Origin of the sequence: Kitasatospora sp. MBT66, from assembly GCF_000710405.2 — a bacterium.
Lineage (GTDB): Bacteria > Actinomycetota > Actinomycetes > Streptomycetales > Streptomycetaceae > Kitasatospora > Kitasatospora purpeofusca.
In genome coordinates this window covers 1,072,143-1,097,255 of the sequence record NZ_JAIY01000003.1, presented here as the reverse complement: position 1 = coordinate 1,097,255, position 25,113 = coordinate 1,072,143, and the positions used below count along the sequence as shown (strand labels likewise).

Here is a 25,113-nt window from a genome sequence, read left to right as displayed (position 1 = left end):
TCGGGGGCCATCGTGATCGACCTGCAACCACGGGATCCTGCACGCACCGCGGCACACGCCTTCGCGCGGGTCGCCGCAGCGGTGCCGGCGCGTCCGGCCGTGCGCCACGGCGCGGACGAGCTGACCTACGCCGAACTGGCCGAGCGAGCAGGGGGCGTGGCCGAACGGCTGCGCGCCCTGGGCGTCGGCCGGGGGGACGTGGTGGCGACCCTGCTCGACCGCTCCGAGCTCTGCGCCGTCGCCGTGCTCGGTGCGTGGGCGGTCGGCGCCGCCTACGTGCACATCGAGCCCACCGACCCCGACGCCCGGGTGGCGGCACTGCTGGCCGCCGTCGTCCCGGGCGCGGTGCTGACGGACCGTCGCAACGAGGCCCGGATCCCGGCCGGCGCCGTCGCCGTGTCGCTGACGGACGCGCCGCCGCCGGTGCCGTACCGGGTGTCCGACGGGCTCGGCGAGGACGACTTCGCGTACCTGGTGTTCACCTCCGGATCGACCGGCGTGCCGAAGACCGTCGAGGTCGGGCACCGCGCCCTGCTCAACTTCTGCGCGGGCTTCCGGGGTCTGACCGCCGGGCTGGAGCCGCTGGAGAGCTACGGCGCGACGACCACCTTCGCCGCCGACATCGGCAAGGCCTCCGTCTACGGCGCCCTGCTCTCGGGCGCCCGGCTCGACGTGTACGACCGGGCCGCCACGCTCGACCCGCAGGCGTTGGCCGCCGAGCTGCGCCGGCATCCCGTGGATGCGCTGACCTACACCCCCTCGCTGCTGGAGGCGCTGGCGAGCGAGGGGGAACTGGCCGCGCTGCTGCCCCGCAAGCTGGTGGTCTTCATCGGCGAGGCACTGCCCCCGCGGCTGGTCGCGGCGATCCTCGCGGCCTCGCCCGGCATCGAGATCCACAACGGCTACGGCCCGGCCGAGGCCACCATCTTCGCGACCGCGCACCGGGTCCGGCCCGCCGACACGGAGCTGGAGCGCACGCCCGTCGGCCACCCGCTGCCGGGCGTGCTCGCCCGGGTGCTGGACGACGGCGGCGGGTCCGTCCCGGACGGCACCGCCGGGGTGCTCCACCTGGGCGGCGAGTGCCTCGCCGGCGGCTACCGGGGCGACGAGGAGAAGACCGCCGCGAAGTTCGTCCACATCGGCGGCGAGCGGCTCTACCGCACCGACGACCTGGTCGTCCGGGACGCGGACGGTTGCTTCGACTACCTCGGCCGGGTGGACAGCCAGCTGAAGATCCGCGGCAACCGGGTCGAGCCGGGCGAGGTCGAGACCGCGCTGCTGGCCGTACCCGGGGTCCGGCTCGCGGTCGTCACCGGTGAACGCGCCTCCGCCGGGGCGCCGATGGAGATCGCCGCCTACGTCGTCGGCACCGCCACCCGGTCCGAGATCGTCGCCCGGCTGGCCGGCCACCTGCCCGCCGCACTGATCCCCAGCCGGATCCACCCGGTACCGAACATCCCCGTCAACCAGAACGGCAAGGCGGACCTCAAGGCGCTGCGGGCCCTGGCGGCCGAGCCGGAGGACCGGGCGGCGTCGGCGCAGGACGCGCCCGAGGCGCCGGCAGGAGAGGTCGAGGAGTTCGTCGCGGCGATCTGGTGCGAGGTCCTGGGCGCCGAACGGGTCGGGCGCCACGAGCAGTTCGCCGAGGTCGGCGGGACGTCGTTCAACGCGCTCACCGTCTACGGGCGCCTGCGTCGCCGCTACCCTGGGTTCGCGATCGCCCAGCTGTACGCCCACCCGACCGTCGCGCAGTTGGCCGCGGTCCTCTCCGGCACGGCGGCGCCGACGCGGTCCGCCACGGCGGTGGTCGAGCTGTGAGCACCACCGGAACCGCCCGCACCCCTGCCGCCACCGGCGGCGTCCGCAGCACCGGGGCCACCCGCACCGCCGGTGCGGACCGCGGCACCCGTGCCGACCACGATGCCCGCACGACCCGCCCCGGCCGCGGAACCCGCCCCGGCCGGAACGCCGCCGCCGGCCGGGACACCGACATCGCCGTCATCGGCGTCTCCTTCGAACTGCCCCGCTGCTCCACCTGGGAGGAGCTGGAGCGGCTGCTCGACGAGGGCCGGCACCAGGTCGCCCCCTACCCGCAGGAGCGGGTGGACGCGCTGGGCCTGGTCCGCACCGAGCAGGACGCCGAGGGCTGCTGGCAGGAGAACCTCGGCGCCTTCGACCACCGCTACTTCGGCATCTCCAGGGCCGAGGCGGAGCTGATCGACCCGCGCCAGCGGCGGATGCTCAGCCTGGCCGTCGCCGCGATCGGCCACGCGGGCCACGCCCCGAAGCAACTGCGCGGCCGGAACGTCGCCGTCGTGGTCGCCGGCTACTGCGGGATCCTGCCGAGCCTGCTGCACCTGCTGCCGGAGGACGAGCAGCGCACCGGGCGGGCCTTCGCGGGCAGCCTGCCCGCGTACTCGGCCGGCCGGCTTGCCTACCACCTCGACCTGCGCGGCCCGGCCTTCGTCGTGGACACCGCCTGCTCCTCCTTCCTGGTGGCCCTCCACGAGGCCCGCTGGAAGCTGGCCCGGGGCGAGAGCGAACTCGCCCTGGTCGGCGGTTACGCGGCGATGCTGGGGGACATACCGGCCCGCCCGGCCGCCGGCGAGGGCATGGGGGTGAACTCCCCGAGCAACCGCTGCCGGTCCTTCGACGCCGGGGCCGACGGCACGGTCATCGGCGAGGGCGGCGGCTTCGTCCTGCTGAAGCGGCTCGACGCGGCGCTGCGCGACGGCGACACCGTGCACGCGGTGATCCGCGGCAGCGCCCTCAACCAGGACGCGGGCCGCAGCAACGGCCTGACCTCGCCCAGCCCGACAGCCCAGGCCGAGGTGATCGCCGCCGCCCTGCGGGACGCCGACATCGACCCGGCCACCGTCGGCTACGTGGAGGCCCACGGCACCGGCACCCGGGTGGGCGACCCGATCGAGATGAAGGCGCTCGCCGAGACCTACGGCGCCCGGTCGCGCGGCGGGGCCAGCCTCCCGGTCTCCACCGTCAAGGCCAACGTGGGCCACCTGGACGCGATGGCCGGGCTCGCCGGACTGGTGCGCGTGATCGCCCAGTTCCGGGCCGGCCGGATCTTCCCCACCGCCGGCTTCCGCACCCTCAACCCGCTGATCGACCTGACCGGGGTGCCGCTCCACGTCACCGCAGCCACCGAACCCTGGCCCGCCGGGGAGGAACCCCGACGGGCCGGGATCAGCGGCTTCGGGCTGAGCGGCACCAACGCGCACCTCGTCGTCGAGGAGCCTCCGGCACCGGCCCCCGCCCCAGAACGGCCCGTCCCCGGCGAGCGCCTGGTGGTGCTCTCCGCCCCCACCCCGGACGGACTGCGGCGGCTCGCCGGCGCCCTCCGGGAGTCCGTCGCCGCAGGCGGGCCCGGGCTGGACCGGGTCGCCGACGTCCTGGCGGCCGGCCGGGAGCACTTCGCGCACCGCCTCGCCTGGATCGCCCGCGACGGCGCGGACCTGGTCGCACAGATCGACGCGACCCTCGCCGCCGGGGCGCAACAGGCCCTCCCGAAGACCCCCGTCGTGCTCGTCCTCGGCGACGCGCCGGTGACCGATGCGCAACTCGGCCTCCTGGCCGGCCCGCCGGCGGCGGCGGACGTGCTCCGCCGTGCCGAGGCCGTCCTGCCGCGCGAGCGGTGGACCGCCGCCCAGCGCTCCGTCGTCCACCTCGCCGCCCAGCACGCCGTGCTCGCCCGGTACGGCCTGCGCTTCGACCTGGTGCTCGCGCACGGGACGGGAGCGCTCGCCCGCCGGGTGGCCGACGGCGAACTCGGCCTGGACGAGGCGATGCGCACCGCCGCCGAGGCAGCCGCTGCCCCGGAGCGGTCCCGACTGGAGGGCGCGCTGGCCGCGTTCGGGAGCGGACCGCTGCTGGTCGACCTCGCGCCGGACGGGCCGCTGTCCCGGCTGCTGGCCGAGGTACGGCCGGACGCGACCGCGGTCGCGCCCGGCGCCCGTCCCGAGGAACTGCTGCGCCTGCTCCACCTCCAGGGCCGCGGCGTCGACTGGGCCGGGGGCCTGGGCGAGGGCGTCCGGCGGGTCGAGCTGCCGCTCGCGCCGCCGGCCGAGGAGCCCTGCTGGCCGACGGTGCGGCCGCGTCCGGCCGAGCCCGGGTCCGCCCCGGCGGAGGACGCCGGGACGGACCCCTCCGACAGCCTGACCGTCGAGGAGGTCGTCCTCCGGATCACCGGAGAACTCCTGAAGGAGCCGGTCACGCCGGCTGACGACTTCTTCGCCCGCGGTGGCGACTCCCTCGCCGGCACCCTGCTGGTGGCACGGCTCAACCAGCGCTTCGGCACCGGGTTCGAGGTGCTGGACCTCTACGACATGCCGGACCTCGCGGCGCTCGCCGAGGCGGTGCGCGAGGCGCTGGCCGAGTCCGGGAGCGGCGTCGCGCCCGCTGTCGCCCCTTCGCCCGCGTCCGCGCCGGCCCCCGGGCCCGACGCAGCCGGTGCGGAGGTGGCGCCGTCCCCCGGCATGGAGCTTCCCGGCATGGAGCTGTCCGGCCAGCAGGCCGCGATCTGGACCGCCGTCACCCTCGACCCGGGCTCCGACGCCTACAGCGTGCCCGCCGCCTTCCTCGTCCGCGGCGAACTCGACGAACAGCGGCTGGAAGCGGCCCTGGACAGGCTGGTGGCCCGGCACGACATGCTGCGCTGCACTCTGGAGGACACCGAGGACGGCCCGCGCCAGTACATCGCCGCCCCGGTGCCGGGCGACGCCCGACTGCGCCGGGAGACCTGGGACTTCGGGGACCTCACCGCCGCCGACGGCCACCTCGCCCTGCTGGCGCGGCTGGGCGGGCTGGTCGCCGAGCCGTTCCGCCCCTACGAGGAGCCCTCGCGCCGCTTCCATCTCGTGCGGGCCCGCTTCCGGGACGGCGAGCGGGCGGTGCTCGTCCTCAACTTCCACCACCTCTTCTTCGACGGCTGGTCCTGGGAGCTGGTCCTGGCCGACCTCGGCGCCGACGGACCGTCGCCCGCGCCCGGACGTGGCTACCGGGACTTCGTCCGCGACCAGGCGGCCGCGCTCGACGGCGACCGCGGCGAGGTGCTGCGCCGCTTCTGGGCCGACTACCTCGACGGGACGGAGCCCGGTTCGCTGCCCGTCGACCTGCCCGGCGGCGCTCCGGCGGCGGCCGGCGCCGACCTCGCGCTCCCGGTGACGGGCGCCGGTGCCGCGGCACTGCGCGACCTCTGCGCGACCGAGCGAATCTCGCTCAACATGCTGTTCCTGGCCGCCTGGGGCGCCCTGCTCTGGCGGATCTCCGGCACGACGGACCTCTGCGTGGCCATGCCGGTCGCCAACCGGCCCCCCGGCCACGAGGCGGTCGTCGGTTGCTACACCAACACCGTCCTGGTCCGGGTCCGGGTCGACCCGGACGGCACCTTCGGCGACCTCCTCGCCCAGGTGCGGGAGAGTTCCCTCCAGGCCATCGGCCACGGCGACTTCCCCACCGACCGCATCCTGCGCACCGCCCGGCACCCCTCCGGACGGCCGCTGGCGGCGACCATGCTCGGCCTCCAGAGCGGGGGCGAGCCGCGGGCCCCGGGCGAGGGCGCTCCCGTGCTGGAACCACTGGACGTCCGGCAGGCCGGCGCCCAGTTCCCGCTCGAACTCACCGTGCTGAACGGGCCCGAGGACTTCGGACTCGTGCTCAAGTACGCGACCGGAACCTTCGCTCCCGGCACCGCCGGAGCCTGGCTGGAGGAGTTCGGCGAGCTGCTCGGCCGCATCGCCCGGGAGGGCCGGGGCCTCGCCCTCGGCACGCTCGCCCGTCCTGCCGCCGAACCGCCGCCACCCCGTCCCGCCGCCCTGGAACTGCCGGACTTCGACTTCTGAGACCACGAGGCCATGCACCGTACAGCCAATGACAGCAGCAGGCCTGCCTTCTGGCAGGCCCGCAGGGAACGCGTCGAGAACGCCGCCCGGACCACCCTCGCCGCCCTGCCGCCCGGCGCCGTCGGCGAGGAGGGGACCGGCACCGCCCGGCGCCCCCTCGACCCGGCGCTCGCGGCCCGCCTGGCCAAGGTGACCGGCGGGGACGCCGTCCTGCAGTGGGCCGCGGCCGCGGCCGCCCTGGCCGTGGTCCTGCGCCGCCTCGGCGCCGAGGGCGAGGTCGTGCTGCTCGCCGACGACCCGCTCCCCGGACGACTGCCGGTGCTGGTCGAGGCCCGGCCCGAGCTGACCTTCCGGGAACTGCTCGGGGAGGTCCGCGCCACCCTGGCCGAGACGATCGCCCACGCCCCGGTGCCCGACCCGGACCTCGCCGACCTGGCGGCCGTCCGGCTCGCGCACCCGGGTCCGGCGGACGGCCCCGTCCCGGCCGCCGGCACGGGCCTCACCGTCACGCTCGGACCGGACTGGATCGGGACCGCCGCGCCCGCGGTCGGCCGCGGCCTGCCGGAGGCCGTCGCCACCGGCGTGGTCGAGGTCCTGCGCCAGGGCCTGGCCGAGCCGGGCACGCCCGTCGCCGAGCTCGGCATCCTGGACGAACCGACCCGCCGCACCGTCCTCACCACCTTCAACGAGACCCGGCAGATCACCGGTGACGTCCCGTTCCGCGAGCTGCTGCTGCGCCGGGCCGCCGAACGGCCGGACGCCGTGGCCGTCCACGACGCCGAACACGAGGTGACCTACGCCCAACTGGTCCGCTACGCCACGGAGATCGGACGGCGGCTGCGCGCGGCGGGCGTCGGCAGCGACGACGTGGTGGCGCTGGCAGCCCCGCGCGGTGCCTGGTTCGTGGTCGTGGCGGTGGGCATCCTCTTCTCCGGCGGCGCGTACCTGCCGGTGGAGCCCGGGCTGCCGCCGGCCCGCCGCGAGCAGATGCTCACCGGAGTGCGCGCGCTGATCGCCGTCCCGGACGCCGAACTCCCCGCGGACCGCGGGCCGGAGCTGCGCTTCGGCTTCGAGGAGCTGTGCCGGGCGGCCGGGGCGAGTACCCTGCGGCCCACGGAGGAGAACGCCGTCGAACTGCTGGGACCGGTGCCGGGCCCGCACGATCTGGCCTACGTCATCTTCACCTCCGGCTCCACCGGTACGCCGAAGGGCGCCTGCCTGGAGCACCACAGCTTCCTCAACTTCCTGAAGGTCCGCACCGTCGACTGCGAGCTGCACCCCGGCGCGGAGTTCCCGCAGACCGCGCCGATCAGCTTCGACATCTCGGTGTGGCAGATGTTCGCCCCGCTCACCGGGGGCGCCGCGGTGTGCGTCCTGGACGACGAGACGGTGCAGGACCCGGCGGCGGTCTCCCGCATGATCGTCGGGCACGGCTACGCGCACATCGAGCTGGTGCCCACCTTCATCGCCGTGCTGCTCGACCAGTGGGCGGTGGAGCCGGAGCTGCGGAAGGAGGCCGGGGCCGTCCTGCGCGGTCTGATCTCCACCGGCGAGGTGCTGGGCGTCGACCTCGCCCGGCGCTGGCACGCGGCGATGCCGCAGGTGGAGCTCTCCAACGCGTACGGCCCCGCCGAGTGCACCGACGACGTGGTGCAGGGCCCGGTCGACCTGGACGACACCGCCACCTTCGCGCCGATCGGGCGTCCGCTGCCGAACGCGCGGATCTACGTGCTGGACGCGGACCGGCAGCCCGTCCCGCCCGGGGTGATCGGCCAGATCTTCGTCGGCGGTGCCAACGTGGGCCGCGGCTACTTCCTGCGGCCCGACCTCACCACCGCGGCCTTCCTCCCCGACCCCTACGCGGTCGGGCCGTGGACCCGGATGTACCGCACCGGCGACCTCGGCCGCTGGCGCCCCGACGGGGTGCTGGAGTGCCTGGGCCGGGCCGACTCCCAGGTGAAGCTGCGCGGCCGGCGGATCGAGCTGGGCGAGATCGCGCACGCCCTGGAGACCCATCCGGCGGTGTCCCTGGCTGCGGTCGAGCTGGTCAAGGACGACGGGGTCGAGCGGCTCGTCGCCTTCGCGGCGGGCACCGGGGAGACCCGGCCGGACGCCCAGGAGCTGACCGGGCACCTCGCCGGACTGCTGCCCGACTACATGGTCCCGCACCTGGTCGTGGTCATGGACGAGCTGCCCGCCAACCAGAACGGAAAGGTGGACCACCGCGTCCTGCGCGAGCTGGCCCGCGAGCACGGCCGCGGCGGGGGTCCCGGCGCCGGGTACACGGCGCCGCGCGACGACCTGGAGCGGACGCTCTGCGCGATCTGGTCCGGTCTGCTGAACACCGGCGAGGTCGGTGTCCACGACGACTTCCACGCGCTCGGCGGCGACTCGATCGTCAGCATCCGGGTGGTCCAGGAGGCCAGGCGCCGGGGGATCACGCTCCGGCCCCGGCTGGTGCTGGAGCTGCGGACGGTCGCCGCGCTCGCCGCCGCCGTGCGCGCCGCCGCGGCGGAGGATCCTGCCGCCGGGCCCGCCGCCGCGTCCGGGCCGGAGGAGGCCGCCGCCGCGGGCGGGCTGCGCGAGCTCTCGCCGCCGACGGCCGCCCAGGCCGACTTCCTGCGGCTCGACGTGCCCGAACCCGACCACTGGAACAGCTCGGTGCTGTTCAACCTGCCGGCCGGTGTCCCGACCGCCGACATCGAGCGGGCCGTCGAGCGGCTGGCGGACCGTCACCGCGCCCTCGGGGCCCGGTTCACCACCACCGCCGACGGTGTCCGCCAGGGCTGGACCGAGCAGCCGCCGCCGGTCACCGTCCACGACCTGGCCGGCCTCGACGCCGCCGAGCGGGATGCCCGGATCCACGACCTGGCCACCGAGCTGCACACCGCGCTGAGCCTGACCGGGGGGCCGGTCTGCCGGGTCGGCGTCTTCCGCTGCGGCGGGGGCGCGGACCGCCTGCTGCTGGTCGCCCACCACGCCCTGCTGGACCAGTACTCCTGGGACGTGTTGGCCGAGGACCTGTCCGTCCTGCTGCGGGACGGTTCGGCGGCGGGGCTGCCGCCCGTCGGCACCTCGCCCTTCGCCTGGGCCCGCCGCCTGGCGGAGGAGGTCCACCGGGACCCGCGGCCCTGGGGCGAGGAGTACTGGCTCTCCGGGGCGTGGCACACGGCCGTCGCTCTCGGGCCGGGGGACCGGGGCGTCCAGCGCGACGAGCGGGTGGTCACCACCGAACTGGACCCGGACCGGACCGGCCGGTTCCTGGACGGCCGCGGCCCTCGCGCGACGGTCAACGAGCGGCTGACGGCCGCGCTCGGCCGGGCCTTCCAGCAGTGGCTGGGCGTCGACGGGGGCGAGCTGCTGGTGCAGCTCGGCGGGCACGGCCGCGAGGACCTGTTCCCGGACCTCGATGTCACCGGCTCCGTGGGCTACTTCAGCACCGCCTACCCGTTCCTGCTGCCGTTGCCGGGCCGGCTGGGGGTGCGCGAGCACGCCGGGGCGGTCGCCGACCGACTGGCCCGGATCCCCGTGAACGGCCTGGGCTTCGGCCTGCTGCGCGCGCTGCACCCGGATCCGGCCGTGCGCGCGCGGCTGGACGCCGTCCCCGCGCCGCCGGTGGTCTTCGACTTCCTCGGCGAGACGCGGCTGGTGGACGTGGCGGAGGCCGGCGGGCGGCTGGGGTTCCTGAGCGACCCGACCCACCGCGGCTCGGGAGAGGCCCGGGCGGCGAGCATGCCGCGCCAGGCCCTGCTGGACGTCCGGGTCAGCATCGAGGGCGGCCGGCTCCGGGTGGCCTGGCTGTTCAGCGACCGGGTGCTGCCCGTCGGCCGGGTCGAGGAGCTGGCCCGGGCCTACGAGGCGGCGCTCCGGCTCGACGAGCGGCCGGGCGGACGGCCCGGGCCCGAGCAGCCGACGGCCGAGCGGCCGACGGCCGGACAGCAGGTGGACGACGTGCCGACGAACGACGAAACGGAAACGCCCCGATGACACCCAAGCACACCGACCCCGCCGCCCGTACCGACGGCGCCGACGGCGCCGGGAAGAAGCCGACGCTGATCGTCGTCCACGACAAGAAGGGCGCGCCCCCGTCCGAGGTGGCGGTCCCGCTGGTCTGGGCGCGGTGTGTCTTCGTGATCCCCGCCACCGACGAGGCCCGCGGGGTCGCCCCGGTCCTCGCCGCCTTCGGCGAGGTGGTGGAGATGGACCCGGACGCGGTCGAGGAGACCGCCGACCGGTTGCGCGCCTACGCGCCGGACGGCATCATCACCTACTGCGAGCAGCTCCAGCGGGCCACCGCCCACCTCGCCGAACTGCTCGGTCTTCCGTACCACAGCCGGGAGACGGCGGAGCTGCTGACGGACAAGTGGCAGCAGCGCGCGGTCCTGCGCGAGGCCGGCGTGGACTCGGTGCGCACGGCGTTGATCCACACCGAGGACGACTGGGCCGGGGCCGTCGCGCACGTCGGGCTCCCCGCCGTGCTGAAGCCCGTGCACGGGGTCGCCAGCGGCAACACCTTCCACGTCCCGGACGAGGCCACCGGGCTCGGGCACCTGCGCGAGGTACTGGCGCTGGACCGGCCCGGGCTGGTCCGGGGCGGCGGCCTGGTACTGGAGGAGTACCTGGTCGGCCGCCCGACCGGGCCGTACGGCGACTACGTGTCGGTGGAGATCGCCGTGGTCGACGGCGAGCTGTACACCCTCGGCGTCACCGGGAAGCCGCCCCTGGTACCGCCGTTCCGCGAGACCGGCCGGTTCTGGCCGTCCCCGTTCGGCCGCGCGGAGGACGAGCAGTGCACGGCCCTGGCCCGGAGCGCGGTGGCGGCCCTCGGGATCCGCACCGGCATCACCCACACCGAGCTCAAGCTCACCGCGCGGGGTCCGCGCCTGATCGAGGTCAACGGCCGTCTCGGCGGCGGCATCCAGGACCTCGCGGTCAGCGCGATGGGCCTCGACCTGATCGCGTACGCCGCGCGCATCGCGCTCGGCGGGACCGAACCGCCCGCGCTGGTCCCGGTGGAGGGCGTGCACTTCCAGCTCCTCCTGCCCGCGCCCCGGCGGCCCTGCACCGTCGTCGCCGCGGAGGGCGCGAAGGAGGTGTGGGCCCTGGACGGCGTGAGCAACTGCCGCTTCTACGTACGGCCCGGCCAGGTCCTGGACGGCGGAGTGGCCACCGACGAGGTGGGCCGCGTCAACGGTGTCGTCGCCGACCACGGGACGTACACCGCGCTGGTGGAGCGGATCGACTCGATGATCCGGCTCGGCTTCGCCTTCGTCGGCGAGTCGGAGCCCCGCTTCGTCGACGGCACCGAACTCTCCTCACTCTGAAGCCCCTCGGCACGTCCGAAACACCACGAAAGGATGACGATCATGGTTCACGAGCCGCCCGCCGCACCGGCGGCGAATCCGTTCACTCCCACCGAGGCCGTGATGGCCGAGGTGTGGGAATCGGTGCTCGGCATCGAGGGGGTGGGCCCCGACGACGACTTCTTCTCCTGCGGGGGCGACTCCCTGCTGGTGATCACCGTGGTCGCCGAGGCGCAGAAGCGCGGCCTGGAGATCACCATGGTGCACCTCTTCCAGCACCCCACCGTGCGCGGTGTCTGCGCCGCGCTGTCGGCGGGCCGCCCGTCCGCCCCCGCCGCGGTGACGGACCTGCTCTCGCCGGAGGACCGCGCCAAGGTCCCGGCCGGAGTCCAGGAGGTCATGCCGGCCACCCGCCTCCAACTGGGCCTGATCTACGAGAGCCTGATGAGCGACGGCGCGCAGTACGTCTGCACGGCCGCGCACGACGTCCGGCGGCCGCTGGACGAGGTCCGGCTGCGGGAGGCGCTCGCCCTGGTCGCCGCACGCCACGAGCTGCTGCGGATGCGCTTCGACCTGAGCACCTTCCGCGAGGCGGTGCAGATCGTCGAGCACGAGGTCGAGCTGCCGCTGGCGGTCGCGGACCACAGCGGGTTCGACCCGGCGGAACTCGACGAGCACACCGGCCGGGTGATGCGGGAGCTCGGCCGCCCGTTCGACCCGGAGACCGCGCCGCTGATCCGCTTCCACGCGGCCGCCACCGGTGCGGAGGCGTTCCGCCTCACCTACTCGTACCACCACGCGCTGCTGGACGGCTGGAGCGCGGCGAGCCTGCTGTTCGAGCTCGTCACCGGCTACGCCGGACTGCTCGTCGGCGAGGTCCCGGAGTTCGGCCGCCCGGTGCCGTTCGCCGAGTACCTCCGGCTGGAGCGAGCCGTCGACGAGGACGCCCCGCGGCACTTCGAGGCCCTGGCCGACGCGGCCGGGGCCACCCCTGCCGCGCCGGGCGGCGCCGTGATGAAGGGCTTCGGGGCACCGGTCCCGCAGGCCGACGCCGACCGCCTGTTCGCCCGTGCGGCCGACTGGCACCTGCCGGTGAAGAGCCTGCTGCTGGCCGCGCACGGCGCTGCGGTCGCGGCCGAGCGCGGCACCCGGTCCGCCGACGTGGCGATGCTGACCAGCGGGCGGCCCGAGCTGGAGGGCGGCGACCTCACCCTGGGGCTGTTCGTCAACTACCTGCCGCTGCGCCTCGACCTGGCCGGGGTCACCTGGGAGGACGCGGCCCGGCTGGCCTTCGAGGCCGAGCGCGGCCTGATCGCGCACCGGCGGTTCCCGCACGCGGAGGTCCGCAAGCTGGTCGGCGGCGGCCCCTTCGAGGCGTCGTTCAACTACGTCCACCTGCGCCGGGGGATCCAACTGGTCGAGGACGGACTGGTGGAGCCCGGCAACTTCGCCGACGTCAGCTTCGACATCCCGGTCTGCGTCGACTTCCAGAACACCGGTGACGGGCTGCGGATCCACATCGCCGCCGACACCGCCCGGTACGGCGAGGACTTCGGGCCGCGCCTGCTGGCCCGCCTCCTGGAAGCCGTCCACCACCTCGCGGAGAGCCCGGAACGCCATGTCGCCGACGCCTGAGCGCCACCGGGTCCCCGTGCGCGGGCCGGCCGGCCGCGGCGGACGGAGGGGCCGCTGATGGCCGTCATCTCCGCGCCGCACGAACTGTCCGACGCCAACACCTATCTGGCGCTCGAGTCCGTCGTCGGGCGGCAACTGCACATGAAGTGCGAGGGCCTCAACTTCGGCGGTTCCGTGAAGATGCGGGCGGCCGTGGCCATGGTCGCGGCGGCCGAGAAGGCGGGGCTGATCGGTCCGGACTCGGTGCTGATCGAGTCCTCCTCGGGCAACCTGGGGGTCGCCCTCAGCGTCGTCGCGGCCGGCAAGGGCCTGGCCTTCGTGTGCGTCACCGACCGGCGCTGCAACGCGACCACGGCCGCCGCGATGCGTGCCCTGGGCGCCGAGCTGATCACGGTCGACGAGCCCCATCCGGTGGGCGGCTACCTCCAGGCCAGGCTCGACCTGGTGCGCGAGCTGTGCGCCGCCGACCGGCGCCGGCTCTGGCTGAACCAGTACACCAACGAGGCCAACTTCCGCGCCCACTACGAGGGCACTGCCCCGCAGATCGTCTCCGCCTTCCCCGACCTGGACGTGCTGTTCGTCGGCGTCGGGACGGCCGGCACGGCCATGGGGTGCGCGCGCTACCTGCGCGACCACGCTCCCGGCGTCCAGGTCGTCGCGGTCGACTCCGTCGGCTCGGTGACCTTCGGCGGCCCGCCCGGGCCGAGGCTCATCCCCGGCCTCGGCACCAGTGTGGCGCCCCCGCTCTTCGAGCCCGAACTGTTCGACGAGCTGCTCCAGGTGTCCGAGGTGGACGCCGTCCGCTCCTGTCGCCTGCTCTCCTCGCACGGCATGCTGCTCGGCGGCTCCACCGGGACGGTGGTCAGCGGAGCCCTGCAGTGGCTGGAGCGCAACGACCCCGAGCGGCGGCTGCGGACCGTGTGCATCTCCCCGGACATGGGCGACCGCTACCTCGACACCGTCTACAACGACGCCTGGGTGCTGGAGCACCTCGGCCCGGCCAGCCTGCTTCCGCTGCCGGGCGCCCGGCGGCCCCGGCCCCCCGCCGTACTCAGCGCGGTGTGACCGCCCCCGCCGTTCCCGTACACCCCATCCCCAGTGAAGGCAGGGAGATCCAAGAAGTGTTCCCGTTCCATGTGGTACCCGGAAAGGCCGTCCGCGAGATCCTGGAGGCCGACCGGCCCGGAGTGGTCGACGTCGTCCGCCGGACCTACCTGAGCCACCGCACCGGCGACACCGTCAATCCGGACAGCTACTTCCTGCGCTTCCCGGAGAAGCCGGACTCGCGGATCATCGCCCTGCCCGCCTACGTCGGGGACGACCTCCGGCTCGCCGGCATCAAGTGGATCTCCAGCTTCCCCGCCAACATCCGCTCCGGCGCGCCGCGGGCCTCGGCCGTCCTGGTCCTCAACGACTACGAGACCGGCTACCCGATCGCCTGCCTGGAGGCGGCCGGCATCAGCGCCGCCCGGACGGCCGCCTCGGCCGCGCTGGCGGCCGCCGCCCTGCGCCCCGGCGGCCATGCCGGGACCAGGATCGCGGTGGTCGGTGCGGGCGTCATCGCCCGCACCATCTGCACCTACCTGGACGTCGTGGGCTGCGCTCCCGACTCGTACCTGGTGCACGACCTCGACGAGGTCGCCGGCCGGGCCCTCTGCGGCCACGTCCGCGAACGGATCGGCCGGCCGGCCGAGTTCACCGCCGACCTGGCCGAGGCGCTCGACGCGGACACCGTGGTCTTCGCCACCACCGCGCTCGCGCCCTACGTCACCCGGGAGTTCGCGCCGGGGCAGCTGGTCCTCAACATCTCGCTCCGCGACCTGGCGCCGGAGACGGTCCTGGCCGCGGACAACTTCGTGGACGATGTCGACCACTGCCTCAAGGCCGACACCTCCCCGCACCTGGCCGAACAGCGCACCGGCAACCGCGACTTCGTCACCGGCACCCTGGCCGACGTCCTCAGCGGCGCAGTCGCCGTCGACCCGGCCCGTCCGGTGGTCTTCTCGCCGTTCGGCCTCGGGGTCCTCGACCTCGCGGTCGGCGCCCACGTCCTGGGCCGGTCCCGGGAGAGCGGCACCGCGCAGGAGATCCCCGACTTCTTCGGCGAGACCACCCGCTGGTGACACGCGGTCGGCGAGCCCGGCCGCTCCGTCACCACCGCACGCCCCACGAGCGCACGCCCCACGAGCGCGAATCCCGGGCGAACACCTTCCGCCCTTCCCTTCCGACGCCCCCGCCCGACCGGGCGGACGAGCAGATGTGAGAAACCACGCTATGGCTCTCAAGGCAGACCTCACCGCACTGCAGGACAGCTACCTCCGCTGGGAGAAGGAGGGCAACACGCCGTTCTTCCCCGTGGTGGAGTCCAACCAGGGCAACACCGTCACCGTCGAACCGCACGGCGAACTGGTGATGTTCGGCTCCTGCGACTACCTCGGCCTCTCCCAGCACCCCGCGCTCAAGCAGGGCGCGATCGACGCGATCCAGCGTTTCGGGACCAACACCTACGCCTCCCAGCTGATCTGCGGCCACACCCGGATCCACACCGGCATCGAGGCCAAGCTGTCGGAGATGACGGGCCGCACCGCCATCATGTTCCCCTCGGGCATGTCCGCCTCGCAGGGTTCGGTGGCGACCCTCGCCGGCCCCGAGGACGTGGTGATCAACGACCGGCTCGCCCACAGCTCGCTTTTCATGGGCAGCCGGCTGTCCGGCGCCGAGGTGCGCACCTTCCCGCACAACAGCATGAAGCGCCTGGAGACCATCCTGCGCGAGACCGGGGACAAGCGGCGCCGGATCATCGTCGTCGACGGCCTCTACAGCGCCGACGGCGACTACGCCCCGCTCGACCGGATCACCGAACTGGCCGCCCAGTACGACGCGCTGACGGTCGTCGACGAGGCCCACTCGTTCGGCTCGATCGGCCCGAACGGCCTCGGCGTGGCGGAGCACTTCGGCGTCCTCGACAAGGTCGACGTCGTGATCGGCACCATGAGCAAGACCCTCGGCAGCATCGGCGGCTTCGTGCTCACGCACGACTGGTTCGAGCGCGAGCTCCGCTACATGTCGCCCTCGTACACCTCCTCGCGCGGCTCGGCCCCGGCCGTGGCCGGCGCCACCCTCGCCTCCCTGGAACTCCTGGACGCCGAGGGTACCCAGCTGCGCAAGAAGCTGGAGGAGAACACCGAGTACATCACCTCCCGTCTGCTGGGGGCCGGCTTCAACCTGCTCAACACCCGCAGCCACATCGTGCCGGTGGTCGTCGGCACCGAGGACAACACGGTCGCGGTGACCCAGTGGCTGCGCGGCCGCGGGATCATGGTCGCGCCGTTCGTGTACCCGCACGTGCCCCAGGGCTCCGGCCGGCTGCGGGTGGGCGTCTCCAGCATCCACACCCGGGCCGAGTGCGACCTGCTCGTCGCCGCCCTGGTCGACGCGAAGCAGCAGTTCGGCTTCTGATGGAGCGTCTGACAATCCACCGTACCGACCCGGAGGGAGCGGGATGGACTTCGGACTGACCCCCGAACAGCGAGAGTTCGCCGAGAATGTCGAGAAGTTCGCGCTCCGGGAGCTCAACGACGATCTGATCGGACGCGACCACGAGGGCGTCTTCGCCGCCGAGAACTGGCGCAAGTGCGCCGACCTCGGTCTGCTCGGCCTGCCCGTACCGGCCGAGTACGGCGGGCTGGACGCCGACGCCACCACCACGATGGTCGTGCTGGAGGCGCTCGGGCACGGCTGCCGCGACAACGGCCTGCTGTTCTCGCTGCACGCCCACCTGTGGGCCGGGGTGTCGCCGGTCGTCCGCTTCGGCTCGCCGGAGCAGCGCCGGAGGTACCTGCCGGCGATGTGCGCCGGGGAACTGATCGCCGGGCACGCGATGTCCGAACCGGGTTCCGGCTCCGACGCGTTCGGGCTGACCACCTCGCTCACCAGGCGGGGCGACAACTACGTGCTGAACGGTTCGAAGACCTTCGTCTCCAACGCGCCGATCGCGGACACCCTGCTGGTCTTCGCCGTGGACGAGCGCCGGCGCGGCTTCGCCGGGGTGAGCGCCTTCCTGGTGGACCGGGACACCCCGGGGCTGACGGTGTCCAGGCCGATCTCCAAGATGGGCCTGCGCACCTCCCCGATGGGTGAGGTCCACCTCGACGACTGCCTCGTCCCGGCCTCGGCGCTGCTCGGGCCCGAGGGCGCCGGGATGTCGGTCTTCACCTGGACCATGGAGCGCGAGCGCAGCTTCATCCTGGCCACCGCGCTCGGCACCATGCGCCGGGACCTGGAGCGGTGCGTGGAGTACGCCCGGACCCGCAAGCAGTTCGGGCAGCCGATCGGCGCGTTCCAGGCCGTCTCGCACCGCATCGTCGACATGCGGATGCGCCTGGACGCGGCCCGGCTGATGCTCCACCGGCTGGCCTGGCTGACCGATCGGGGCGAACCCGCCAAGACGGAGGCCGCGTTGGCCAAGGTCTACGTGTCCGAGGCCTTCGTCCAGTCGGGCCTGGACGCGGTGCAGATCCACGGCGGCTACGGCTACACCACCGAGTTCGAGTTGGAGCGCGACCTGCGGGACGCCATCGCCAGCCGGCTCTACTCGGGCACCTCCGAGATCCAACGGAACCTGGCGGCCCACCAGATGGGGCTGACCCCGCGCGGCACCGGCAAGTGACGGCGGTCCCCGGGCGCGCCCCCGGCGCCTCCGGGGACCACGAGCGCCCGCGGTCGGGCGTACCGGCCCGCGGCAAGCGCGGCGACGACCGTGAACCACCCACGAACGAACAACCGAGAGGCAACACCATGGCAACCGACATCAAGGACTCCGTGCGCGTCTTCATCCGTGAGGAGCTCGAATGGTCCGGTCCGGACGAGCTGTTGGCGGACGACGCGTCGCTGATCGACGCCGGCGTCCTCGACTCGCTCAACCTGCTCGAACTCGGGAACTGGATCGGCAGCCACTACGGCTTCAAGGTCGACGAGACGGACATGATCGCGGCCAACTTCGAGACCCTCGGCTCGATCGAGGCCTTCGTCCGGCGCGGTACCGGGGAGTGAGTGCGCACAACGGCGACGGCCCGGGTGCGCTGCACCAGCTCCTCCGGGAGGCGGCCGCGGCGCACCCGCACCGCACCGCGGTGGTGGACGGGGCGCGCACACTGACCTACGCCGAACTCGACGCCTGGTCCGACCGGTTGGCCGCCCGGCTGCTCGCCTCGGGCGTCGGTAGCGGTGACCGGGTGGGCCTGCACCTCGACAAGTCGGCGGAGGCCGTGGCCGGTATCCACGGCGTCCTGAAGGCCGGTGCCTGCTACGTGCCGCTCGACCCGCAGGCGCCGCTCTCCCGGCTGCGCGGGATCGCCGAGGACTGCGCCGTCAGCGCGCTGCTCACCGGCCCGCGCCGCGGCGGCGGCGCCTCCCCGGACGACCTGCCGGGCCTGAAGGCGGTGCTCGACCTCACCGACGACCCCGCGGACACCGGCGAGCTGCTGCCCGACCCGGTGGACACCGGGGTCGGCCCGGACGACCTCGCCTACATCCTCTACACCTCGGGCTCCACGGGCCGTCCGAAGGGGGTGACCCTCACGCACGGCAACGGCCTGGCCTTCGTCCGCTGGGCCGTCGCCGAGTTCGGGCTCGGCCCCGAGGACCGGATGTCGAGCCACGCCCCGCTGCACTTCGACCTGTCGATCCTGGACGTGTTCGGCGCGGCCGCGGCCGCGGCGGCCCTGGTGCTCGTCCCGGCGCGAGCCTCGGCGTTCCCGGTGGAGCTGGCGCAGTTCGTCCGGGAGGCCGGGCTGACGGTCTGGTACTCGGTGCCGTCCGTCCTGACGCTGCTGCTGCGTCAGGCCGGGCTGGAGGCGGATCCCTTCCCGGAGCTGCGCCTGGTCCTGTTCGCGGGCGAGGTGTTCCCGACCCCGCAGCTGCGCCGGCTGATGACGCTGATGCCCGCGGCGCGGCTGGTCAACCTCTACGGTCCGACCGAGACCAATGTGTGCACCTGGTACGAGGTCGCGCAGCCGCCGGTCACCGACGATCCGGTGCCGATCGGCCGGGCCCTCCCGGGGGTGGCGGCCGTGGTGGTCACCGACGTCGGCGGGATCGCCACCGAGCCCGGCGAGAGCGGTGAACTGCTCATCAGCGGGCCGACGGTGATGCGGGGGTACTGGAACGACCCCGTGCGCACGGAGCAGGTGCTGGTGCCGACCCCGGTCGGGGCCTCCGGTGCCGGCGGCGGGCCGTGGGCCTACCGGACGGGCGACCTGGTCCGGCTCGGCGCGGACGGCAACCTGGTGTTCCTCGGGCGGCGCGACCACCAGGTCAAGACCCGCGGCTACCGGGTGGAGCTGACCGAGATCGAGGCGGCGCTGCACGCCCACCCCGCGGTGGTGGAGTGCGCGGTGGTGGCGGTGCCGGACGAGTTGGTGACCAACCGGCTGGTGGCCTGCGTCGTGGCGGCGGAGGGGACCACCGGTCTGGCGCTGTCCAAGGCCTGCCGGGACCGGTTGCCGCGGTACATGATCCCGGACCGGTTCGAGCTGGTGGACGCGCTGCCCAGGACGTCCACCGACAAGACCGACCGGAGGGCGCTGGTCGAGCGCTTCTCCTGACGGCCCCGCCGTCGACGGTCCGGCCCCGCGTCCACCCGGCGCCGGGGCCGGACCGCGTCCACCCGGCGTGGGGCCGGACCGTGTCCGTCCCGGCGTCCGTGCGGCGGGACGGACGCGGCGGGCCGCACGGAACGGCGCGCCGGGACCGCGATCAGCCGACGGTGGCTGGCTCCTCGACGACCCGGCCGTCGCGGAGTTCGACCACGCGGTCGGCGAGTTCCATCAGGTTGGGGTCGTGGGTCGCGACCAGGACGGTGACGCCCTCGCTGCGGACCACCGCGCGCAGCAGCTCCATGATCGAGCGGCCGGTCTCGGAGTCCAGCTGGCCGGTCGGCTCGTCCGCGATGATGAGGTCGGGCTCGTTGGCCAGGGCCCGGGCGATCGCGACGCGCTGCTGCTGGCCGCCGGAGAGCTCCCCGGGGCGCTGGTTGGCGTGGTCGGCCAGTCCGACCAGGGCGAGCAGGGTGCGGGCGCGCTCCTCGCGCTGGGCGGCGGGCACCTTGCGCAGCCGCATCGGGATGCCGACGTTCTCGGCGGCGGTGAGCACGGGCAGCAGGCCGAAGGACTGGAAGACGAAGCCCAGCCGGTCGCGGCGCAGGGCGAGCCGTCCGTCCTCGTCCAGGCTGCCGAGGTCGGTGCCGTCCAGGGTGATGGTGCCGCCGGTCGGGGCGTCCAGGCCGCCGACCAGGTTGAGCAGGGTGGTCTTGCCGGAACCGGACCGGCCCTTGAGGGCGGTGAGTTCGCCGCGGCCGATGGTGAAGGAGACGCCGCGCAGGGCGTGCACGGCGCGCTCGCCGGAGCCGAAGCTGCGGTGGACCTCGGTGACGGCCACCATGGGAGTGGTCACGGTGCCGGCCGGTTGCTGAGTCATGCGGCGTCCCCCTGGGATTCGCCCGGCGGGTCCTGCCGACGGCGGCCGGCCGAGGTGATTTCGCGGTGTTGCTTCGAGAGGTGTACTTCGAAGCGTTTCTTTGAAGTGCTCATGTCTTAGCAGAATCGCGGGCCTGGTGCTCCGTCGGCCGCCGACCTGCATTGCCTTGTCGTACTGCGCATGCGATGCGCAGCATTTGCTCATTACTTACATCCTTCGCGCAAGTCCCTTCCTTTCCTTGACCGGATCTGAAAGCATCGTCCGCTATCCGGTGATCAAGCGCCGGTGATCACCATGACGAAAGCGCCCCGGGGGCCCGTCCGCGCAGTGCGAGACACCTGCCCGGACCGGATGCGGCGCGGACACCATTGACGACCGGGGGAGGATCGGGATGCTCGGCTTTGTCATGCGCCGTCTGCGCGGGCGACTGCCCCTGGCCACAGCCGCCCTGCTCACCGTACTGATCACAACGGCGGTGCTCACGGCGCTGGTCGCCTTCCAGCGCACCGTCGGCGAGATCGGACAGCGACAGGCACTGCAGGGCGCGGGCCACCCGCGGACCACCGTGGTGGTCAACTCCGAGCACGGGCTGGACCGGAAGGCCAAGGACGACGAGGCGGTCGCCGACTACGCCCGGACGCTCTTCGGCGACCTGTCGGCCGAGACCCGCGGCCTGTCCCGCAGCCGCTCCTACGGACTGCCGACCGGCCCGGCGGGCGGTGCGCAGGCTGCCCCGACGGGCAAGCAGGCGGGCACTCCGGCCGCCCCGGCGGACACCGGCGCACAGCCCGGCACCACCAGGGCCGACGACCTCACCCTGCTCGCCGCCCTCGACCGCGGCCACGTCCAACTCCTCGCCGGGGACTGGCCCGCAGCCGCGGCCCCCGGCGCGTCGGGCCCCGTCCAGGCGGCCGTCCCGAGGTCCGTGCTCACCCGCCTCGGCCTCACCGCCGAGGCCCTGCCCGCCGAGGTCCGGCTCACCGACCGCTACGGCGGCCCCCCGCTGGTGGTCCGGGTCACCGGCGCCTACCGCGCCAACGACCCCGCCGACCTCTACTGGCGGCTCGACCCGGTGCAGGGCCGCGAGATCCTCTCCGGCGGTTTCACCACCTACGGCCCGCTGCTCGTCGACGAGACCGCCTTCGGTGCCGGCGGCATCCCCCAGAACGGCCGCAGCTGGCTGATCGACGCCGACTTCACCGGCGTCGGCACCGCCGCCGTGGACGCCGTCCGCGACCGGGTCACCCCGGCCGGCGACGCGCTCAACCGGAACGCCGGACTCATCGCCCGCACCGAACTCCCCGCCCTGCTGCGGGAACTGGACTCCGGCGCGATGGTCGCCCGGTCCACCCTGCTGATCGGCGCGCTCCAGCTGATCGTGCTGGCCGCCGCCGCACTGCTGCTCGTCGTCCACCTCATCGCCAGCCGCCAGCAGTCCGAGAACGCCCTGCTCGCCGCCCGCGGCGCCTCCGGGACCCGGCTCGGCGGCTACACCGCCGTCGAGGCACTGCTGCTCGCGCTGCCCGCCGCCCTGCTGGCCCCGCTGCTCACCCCGCCGCTGCTGCGCGTCCTCGGAGGCTTCGGCCCGCTGCGCCACGTGCCGCTGGACACCTCGCTGCACTGGACGCTGTGGCCGGTCTCGGTCGCCTGCGCCCTCGGCTGCGTCCTGCTCGCCGCCGTCCCCGCGCTGCTGCGCGGCGCCGGCACCGCCGTACTGCGCCGGGCCGGCCGTCGCCAGGCCCTGGCCGCCGGCGCGGCCCGCTCCGGCGCCGACCTCGCTCTGCTCGCCCTGGCCGTCCTCGCCTACCAGCAACTCTCCCAGTACAGCGGCGGGTTGTCCCCGGACGCCGACGGCCGCCTCGGCCTGGACCCGGTCCTGGTCGCCACCCCCACGCTCGCCCTGGGCGCCGGCACCCTGCTCGTGCTGCGGCTGCTGCCGCTCGTCGCCCGACTCGGCGCCCGGCTGGCCGCCCGCGGCCGCGGCCTCGGCCCCGCCCTGGTCGGCTGGCAGCTCGCCCGCCGCCCCGGCCAGGCCAGCGGACCGGTCCTGCTCCTGGTGCTCGGCGTATCCACCGGCGTCCTGGCGCTCGGTCAGCACGACACCTGGAACGACTCCCAGCAGGACCAGGCCTCCTTCGCCACCGCCGGCGGCCTGCGCATCCACGGCGCCCACACCGCCGCGATCGGCCAGGGCAGCCGGTTCGGCGCCCTGCCCGGCGGCGACCGGATCATCCCGGTCGGCCGGCAGGAGCAGTCGCTGCCCGACGGCTCCCACGGCCAGGTCCTGGCCCTGGACGCCGCCGCCTTCGCGGAGCACGTCCCGATCCGCTCCGACCTGCTCGACGGACAGGACCCGAAGAGCCTGTTCACCCCGCTCGCCGCCGACACCGCGGGCGCCGCCCCGACCGGCGTCCCGCTGCCCGGCAAGCCGCAGCGGATCGACGTCGACCTCACCTACACCCCCGGCCCGCGCCCCGCCGCGGCCACCGACGACAGCTTCGGACCGGCCCCGGCACCCAGGGCCCCGGAAGCCTGGCTGCTGCTCCGGGACGGCCACAACCTCTCCTTCGTCGCCCCGGTCACCGGCATCCCCGCCAGTGGTGACGCCCGCGCCACCGTCGACCTCGCCGCGCTCACCGACGGCGGCCTCAGCTCGGTGTCCGCGCCGCTCTCCGTGATCGGCCTGACCCTCTCCCTCGGCCCCAAGGACGCCGGTGAACTGACGATCCGCCGGCTCGCCGCCGCCGACCGCGCCGGCGACCCCGGGGTACCGGCCGCCGTCCCCGCCGGACTCGGCTGGAGCACCAGCGGCGACGCCGCCGAACGCCCGGTCGGCGTGGACGTCGTCCCCGGCACCTCCGACGACCGGAAACTGCTGAGCGTGCGCTACGGCATCGGCTCCAACTCCCTCAACAACCGGCGCGCCGTCATCACCCCGGCCGAGGCCAAGCCCCCGGCCGCGATCCCCGGCGTCGCCACCCGCGGCTACCTCACCGCCACCGGCTCCGCCGTCGGCGCGACCGTCCGGGTGCCGTTCGGCCTCACCACGGTGCCGGTGCGGATCACCGGCGAGGTGTCCTCCCTGCCCGTCGTCGGCGACAACGCGGTGCTCGTCGACCTCGGCGCGGTCGGCCGGACGCTCGCCGTCGGCGGCCGGGAGACACCCGCCCCCGCCGAATGGTGGCTGCCCGCCACCGGACCGGACGACCGGACCCCCGCCCAGGCCGCCGCCGCACTGCGCGCCGCGCCCGGCACCCCCGGACTCCAGCTCCGCGACGAGGTCGCCGCCGACCTGCTCGGCGACCCGCTCAGCGCGGCCCCGCAGAACGCCCTCGCCGCCATCGCCGTCGTCACCACCGTGCTCGCCGCGATCGGCTTCGGCGCCGCCGGGGCCGCCGCCGCCGGCCAGCGCTCCCGCGACTCCGCGCTGCTGCTCGCCCTCGGCGCCCCCAGGCGCCGCCTGGTCCGCACCGCCGCCGCCGAACAGGCCGTCCTGGTGGGCCTCGGCAGCGTCGTCGGACTCGCCCTCGGGGCCCTGATCGTCCATCTGATCGTGCCCCTCGTCGTCCTCACCCCGGCGGCCCGCCGCCCCGTCCCGGAGGCCCTGGTGGCCCTGCCGCTCGGCACCGCCGCGCTGCTGGCCGTCGCGATCTCCGCCGTCCCCCTGCTCTCGGCCCTGCTCGGCGGCCGCCGCCGCCGCGACGTGGCGCAGCGCCTGCGGCACCTGGAGGAGATGTGACCGGCCCGGCCGCCACCACCGCCCCCCGACCCACGGGCACCGGAGCGGGCCACCGCCCGGCCCCGTGGGTGCGCACCCGGCTGCGCGCGACCCCGCTCGCCGCCCTGCTCACCGCCGTCCTCGCGCTCGGCACGGTCTTCCTGGCCACCGCCTTCCCGCGGGTCCTCGACCGGGCCGCCGACCACGGCCTGCGCGACTTCCTCCGCGACCGGGGCACCGTCGCCACCAGCATGTACGCCTCCGCCGCGCTGGCCGGCGGGGCCAAGACCCTGGACGACGACGCCGCCCTGCTCGCCGCCCACGTCGGCCCCACCCTCGCCGTCGCCCCGGGCGGGCTCGTCTACGGCGCCCGCAGCGGCAAGTCGCGCTCCCTGACCAACCCCGGCCTGGCCCGGCCCGAAGGCGTCGACCCGCAGATGGGCCTGCTCTACGTCCAGGGCCTGCGCGAGCACACCACGCTCGCCGAGGGCCGCTGGCCTGACGCCCCCAAGGGCGCCGCCGCGCCGGTCCCGATCGCACTCGTCCGCGACTCCGCCACCACCCTCGGGGTCCACCTCGGCGACATGCTGAACACCGGCGAGACCCTCGACGGGGAGGAACCGCGCAAGGCCGAGGTGGTCGGCATCCTCGACGCCAAGGACCGCAACGACCCGTACTGGGCCGAACTCTCCTGCCCCGTCCAGGCCTGCCTCGACTTCACCCGGGGCAAGCAGTCCTACGCCTACTGGCGCCTCACCGGACTCGTCGACGGCAGCGCCCTCGACGCGGTCCAGACCTGGCAGACCGGCGCCCAGGACTTCTGGCGGATCCCGGTCGACGTCGACCGGCTGCGCGCCGACCGACTCGACCGCACCGACCGGGAACTCGCCGCCTTCCTCACCGGGAACACCGCCAACGCACTGGCGAACGCCACCAGCCGCCCCGGCCTGCAGATCACCTCGCCGCTGCCGGACCTGCTGGACAAGGCCACCGCCCGGCAGCAGGCCGCCGCGCCGCTCGCCGCCATCGGCCCGGCCGGCCTGGCCGGCGTCGGCCTGGTCGTGCTCGGCCTGGCCGCCGCCCTCGCCGGCGACCGGCGCTCCGCCGAACTGCGCCTGCTCCAGGC

13 protein-coding genes and 1 pseudogene are annotated in these 25,113 nt (G+C 74.7%); 13 read left to right on the top strand and 1 reads right to left on the bottom strand.

Annotation, left to right across the window (positions count from 1 at the left end):
• Positions 1–12: 12 nt before the first annotated feature.
• The 11 genes from BI06_RS06820 to BI06_RS06770 all read left to right on the top strand — a co-directional run bounded on the left by BI06_RS06820 (position 13) and on the right by BI06_RS06770 (position 19,398).
• Positions 13–1,818, top strand: a complete 1,806-nt coding sequence (locus tag BI06_RS06820) for a non-ribosomal peptide synthetase (protein WP_043465703.1) — start codon at positions 13–15, stop codon at positions 1,816–1,818.
• Positions 1,815–5,855 (top strand): condensation domain-containing protein, encoded by a 4,041-nt coding sequence (locus BI06_RS06815; RefSeq protein ID WP_304440872.1) that lies wholly within the window; start codon positions 1,815–1,817, stop codon positions 5,853–5,855. The genes BI06_RS06820 and BI06_RS06815 overlap by 4 nt, the downstream gene beginning before the upstream one ends.
• Positions 5,856–5,867: 12 nt before the next feature.
• Positions 5,868–9,842: a non-ribosomal peptide synthetase gene (locus BI06_RS06810; protein WP_063794919.1), complete on the top strand. Its 3,975-nt coding sequence runs from the start codon at positions 5,868–5,870 to the stop codon at positions 9,840–9,842.
• On the top strand, positions 9,839–11,179 hold the full coding sequence (locus BI06_RS06805; protein ID WP_051740328.1) for a ligase: 1,341 nt from the start codon (positions 9,839–9,841) through the stop codon (positions 11,177–11,179). The genes BI06_RS06810 and BI06_RS06805 overlap by 4 nt, the downstream gene beginning before the upstream one ends.
• Before the next feature lie 42 nt (positions 11,180–11,221).
• Positions 11,222–12,793: a condensation domain-containing protein gene (locus BI06_RS06800; RefSeq protein ID WP_043466419.1), complete on the top strand. Its 1,572-nt coding sequence runs from the start codon at positions 11,222–11,224 to the stop codon at positions 12,791–12,793.
• Between the two features lie 57 nt (positions 12,794–12,850).
• Positions 12,851–13,858, top strand: coding sequence for a 2,3-diaminopropionate biosynthesis protein SbnA (sbnA, locus tag BI06_RS06795; protein WP_043465702.1), 1,008 nt, complete (start codon positions 12,851–12,853; stop codon positions 13,856–13,858).
• Between the two features lie 56 nt (positions 13,859–13,914).
• A complete protein-coding gene (sbnB, locus tag BI06_RS06790) occupies positions 13,915–14,916 on the top strand; it encodes a 2,3-diaminopropionate biosynthesis protein SbnB (RefSeq protein WP_043465700.1) in 1,002 nt (333 codons plus the stop codon).
• 151 nt (positions 14,917–15,067) lie between these two features.
• Positions 15,068–16,252: a pyridoxal phosphate-dependent aminotransferase family protein gene (locus BI06_RS06785; protein ID WP_043465698.1), complete on the top strand. Its 1,185-nt coding sequence runs from the start codon at positions 15,068–15,070 to the stop codon at positions 16,250–16,252.
• 43 nt (positions 16,253–16,295) lie between these two features.
• A complete protein-coding gene (locus tag BI06_RS06780) occupies positions 16,296–17,462 on the top strand; it encodes an acyl-CoA dehydrogenase family protein (RefSeq protein WP_043465696.1) in 1,167 nt (388 codons plus the stop codon).
• A 128-nt stretch (positions 17,463–17,590) separates the two neighbouring features.
• Positions 17,591–17,845: an acyl carrier protein gene (locus BI06_RS06775; RefSeq protein WP_043465693.1), complete on the top strand. Its 255-nt coding sequence runs from the start codon at positions 17,591–17,593 to the stop codon at positions 17,843–17,845.
• The gene (locus tag BI06_RS06770) at positions 17,842–19,398 is read left to right on the top strand and encodes an amino acid adenylation domain-containing protein (protein ID WP_051740327.1); all 1,557 of its coding nucleotides are present in this window, start codon (positions 17,842–17,844) and stop codon (positions 19,396–19,398) included. Before BI06_RS06775 ends, BI06_RS06770 begins: the two co-directional genes overlap by 4 nt.
• Before the next feature lie 151 nt (positions 19,399–19,549).
• Here BI06_RS06770 and BI06_RS06765 read toward each other — a convergent pair whose 3' ends face one another.
• Positions 19,550–20,269: an ABC transporter ATP-binding protein gene (locus BI06_RS06765; RefSeq protein ID WP_030397643.1), complete on the bottom strand. Its 720-nt coding sequence runs from the start codon at positions 20,267–20,269 to the stop codon at positions 19,550–19,552.
• Between the two features lie 391 nt (positions 20,270–20,660).
• Between BI06_RS06765 and BI06_RS06760 the strand changes: the two genes are divergently transcribed.
• On the top strand, positions 20,661–24,008 hold the full coding sequence (locus tag BI06_RS06760; RefSeq protein ID WP_051740326.1) for an FtsX-like permease family protein: 3,348 nt from the start codon (positions 20,661–20,663) through the stop codon (positions 24,006–24,008).
• Positions 24,005–25,113, top strand: a pseudogene (locus BI06_RS06755) (hypothetical protein); the annotation flags it as partial. The gene BI06_RS06760 and the pseudogene BI06_RS06755, both read left to right, overlap by 4 nt.

Bases quoted from the DNA above. Each gene is read 5' to 3' on its own strand.
- BI06_RS06810 (WP_063794919.1), top strand. From the start codon at position 5,868: ATGCACCGTACAGCCAATGACAGCAGCAGGCCTGCCTTCTGGCAGGCC.
- BI06_RS06805 (WP_051740328.1), top strand. From the start codon at position 9,839: ATGACACCCAAGCACACCGACCCCGCCGCCCGTACCGACGGCGCCGAC.
- BI06_RS06800 (WP_043466419.1), top strand. From the start codon at position 11,222: ATGGTTCACGAGCCGCCCGCCGCACCGGCGGCGAATCCGTTCACTCCC.
- sbnA (WP_043465702.1), top strand. From the start codon at position 12,851: ATGGCCGTCATCTCCGCGCCGCACGAACTGTCCGACGCCAACACCTAT.
- BI06_RS06785 (WP_043465698.1), top strand. From the start codon at position 15,068: ATGGCTCTCAAGGCAGACCTCACCGCACTGCAGGACAGCTACCTCCGC.
- BI06_RS06780 (WP_043465696.1), top strand. From the start codon at position 16,296: ATGGACTTCGGACTGACCCCCGAACAGCGAGAGTTCGCCGAGAATGTC.
- BI06_RS06775 (WP_043465693.1), top strand. From the start codon at position 17,591: ATGGCAACCGACATCAAGGACTCCGTGCGCGTCTTCATCCGTGAGGAG.
- BI06_RS06765 (WP_030397643.1), bottom strand. From the start codon at position 20,269: ATGACTCAGCAACCGGCCGGCACCGTGACCACTCCCATGGTGGCCGTC.
- BI06_RS06760 (WP_051740326.1), top strand. From the start codon at position 20,661: ATGCTCGGCTTTGTCATGCGCCGTCTGCGCGGGCGACTGCCCCTGGCC.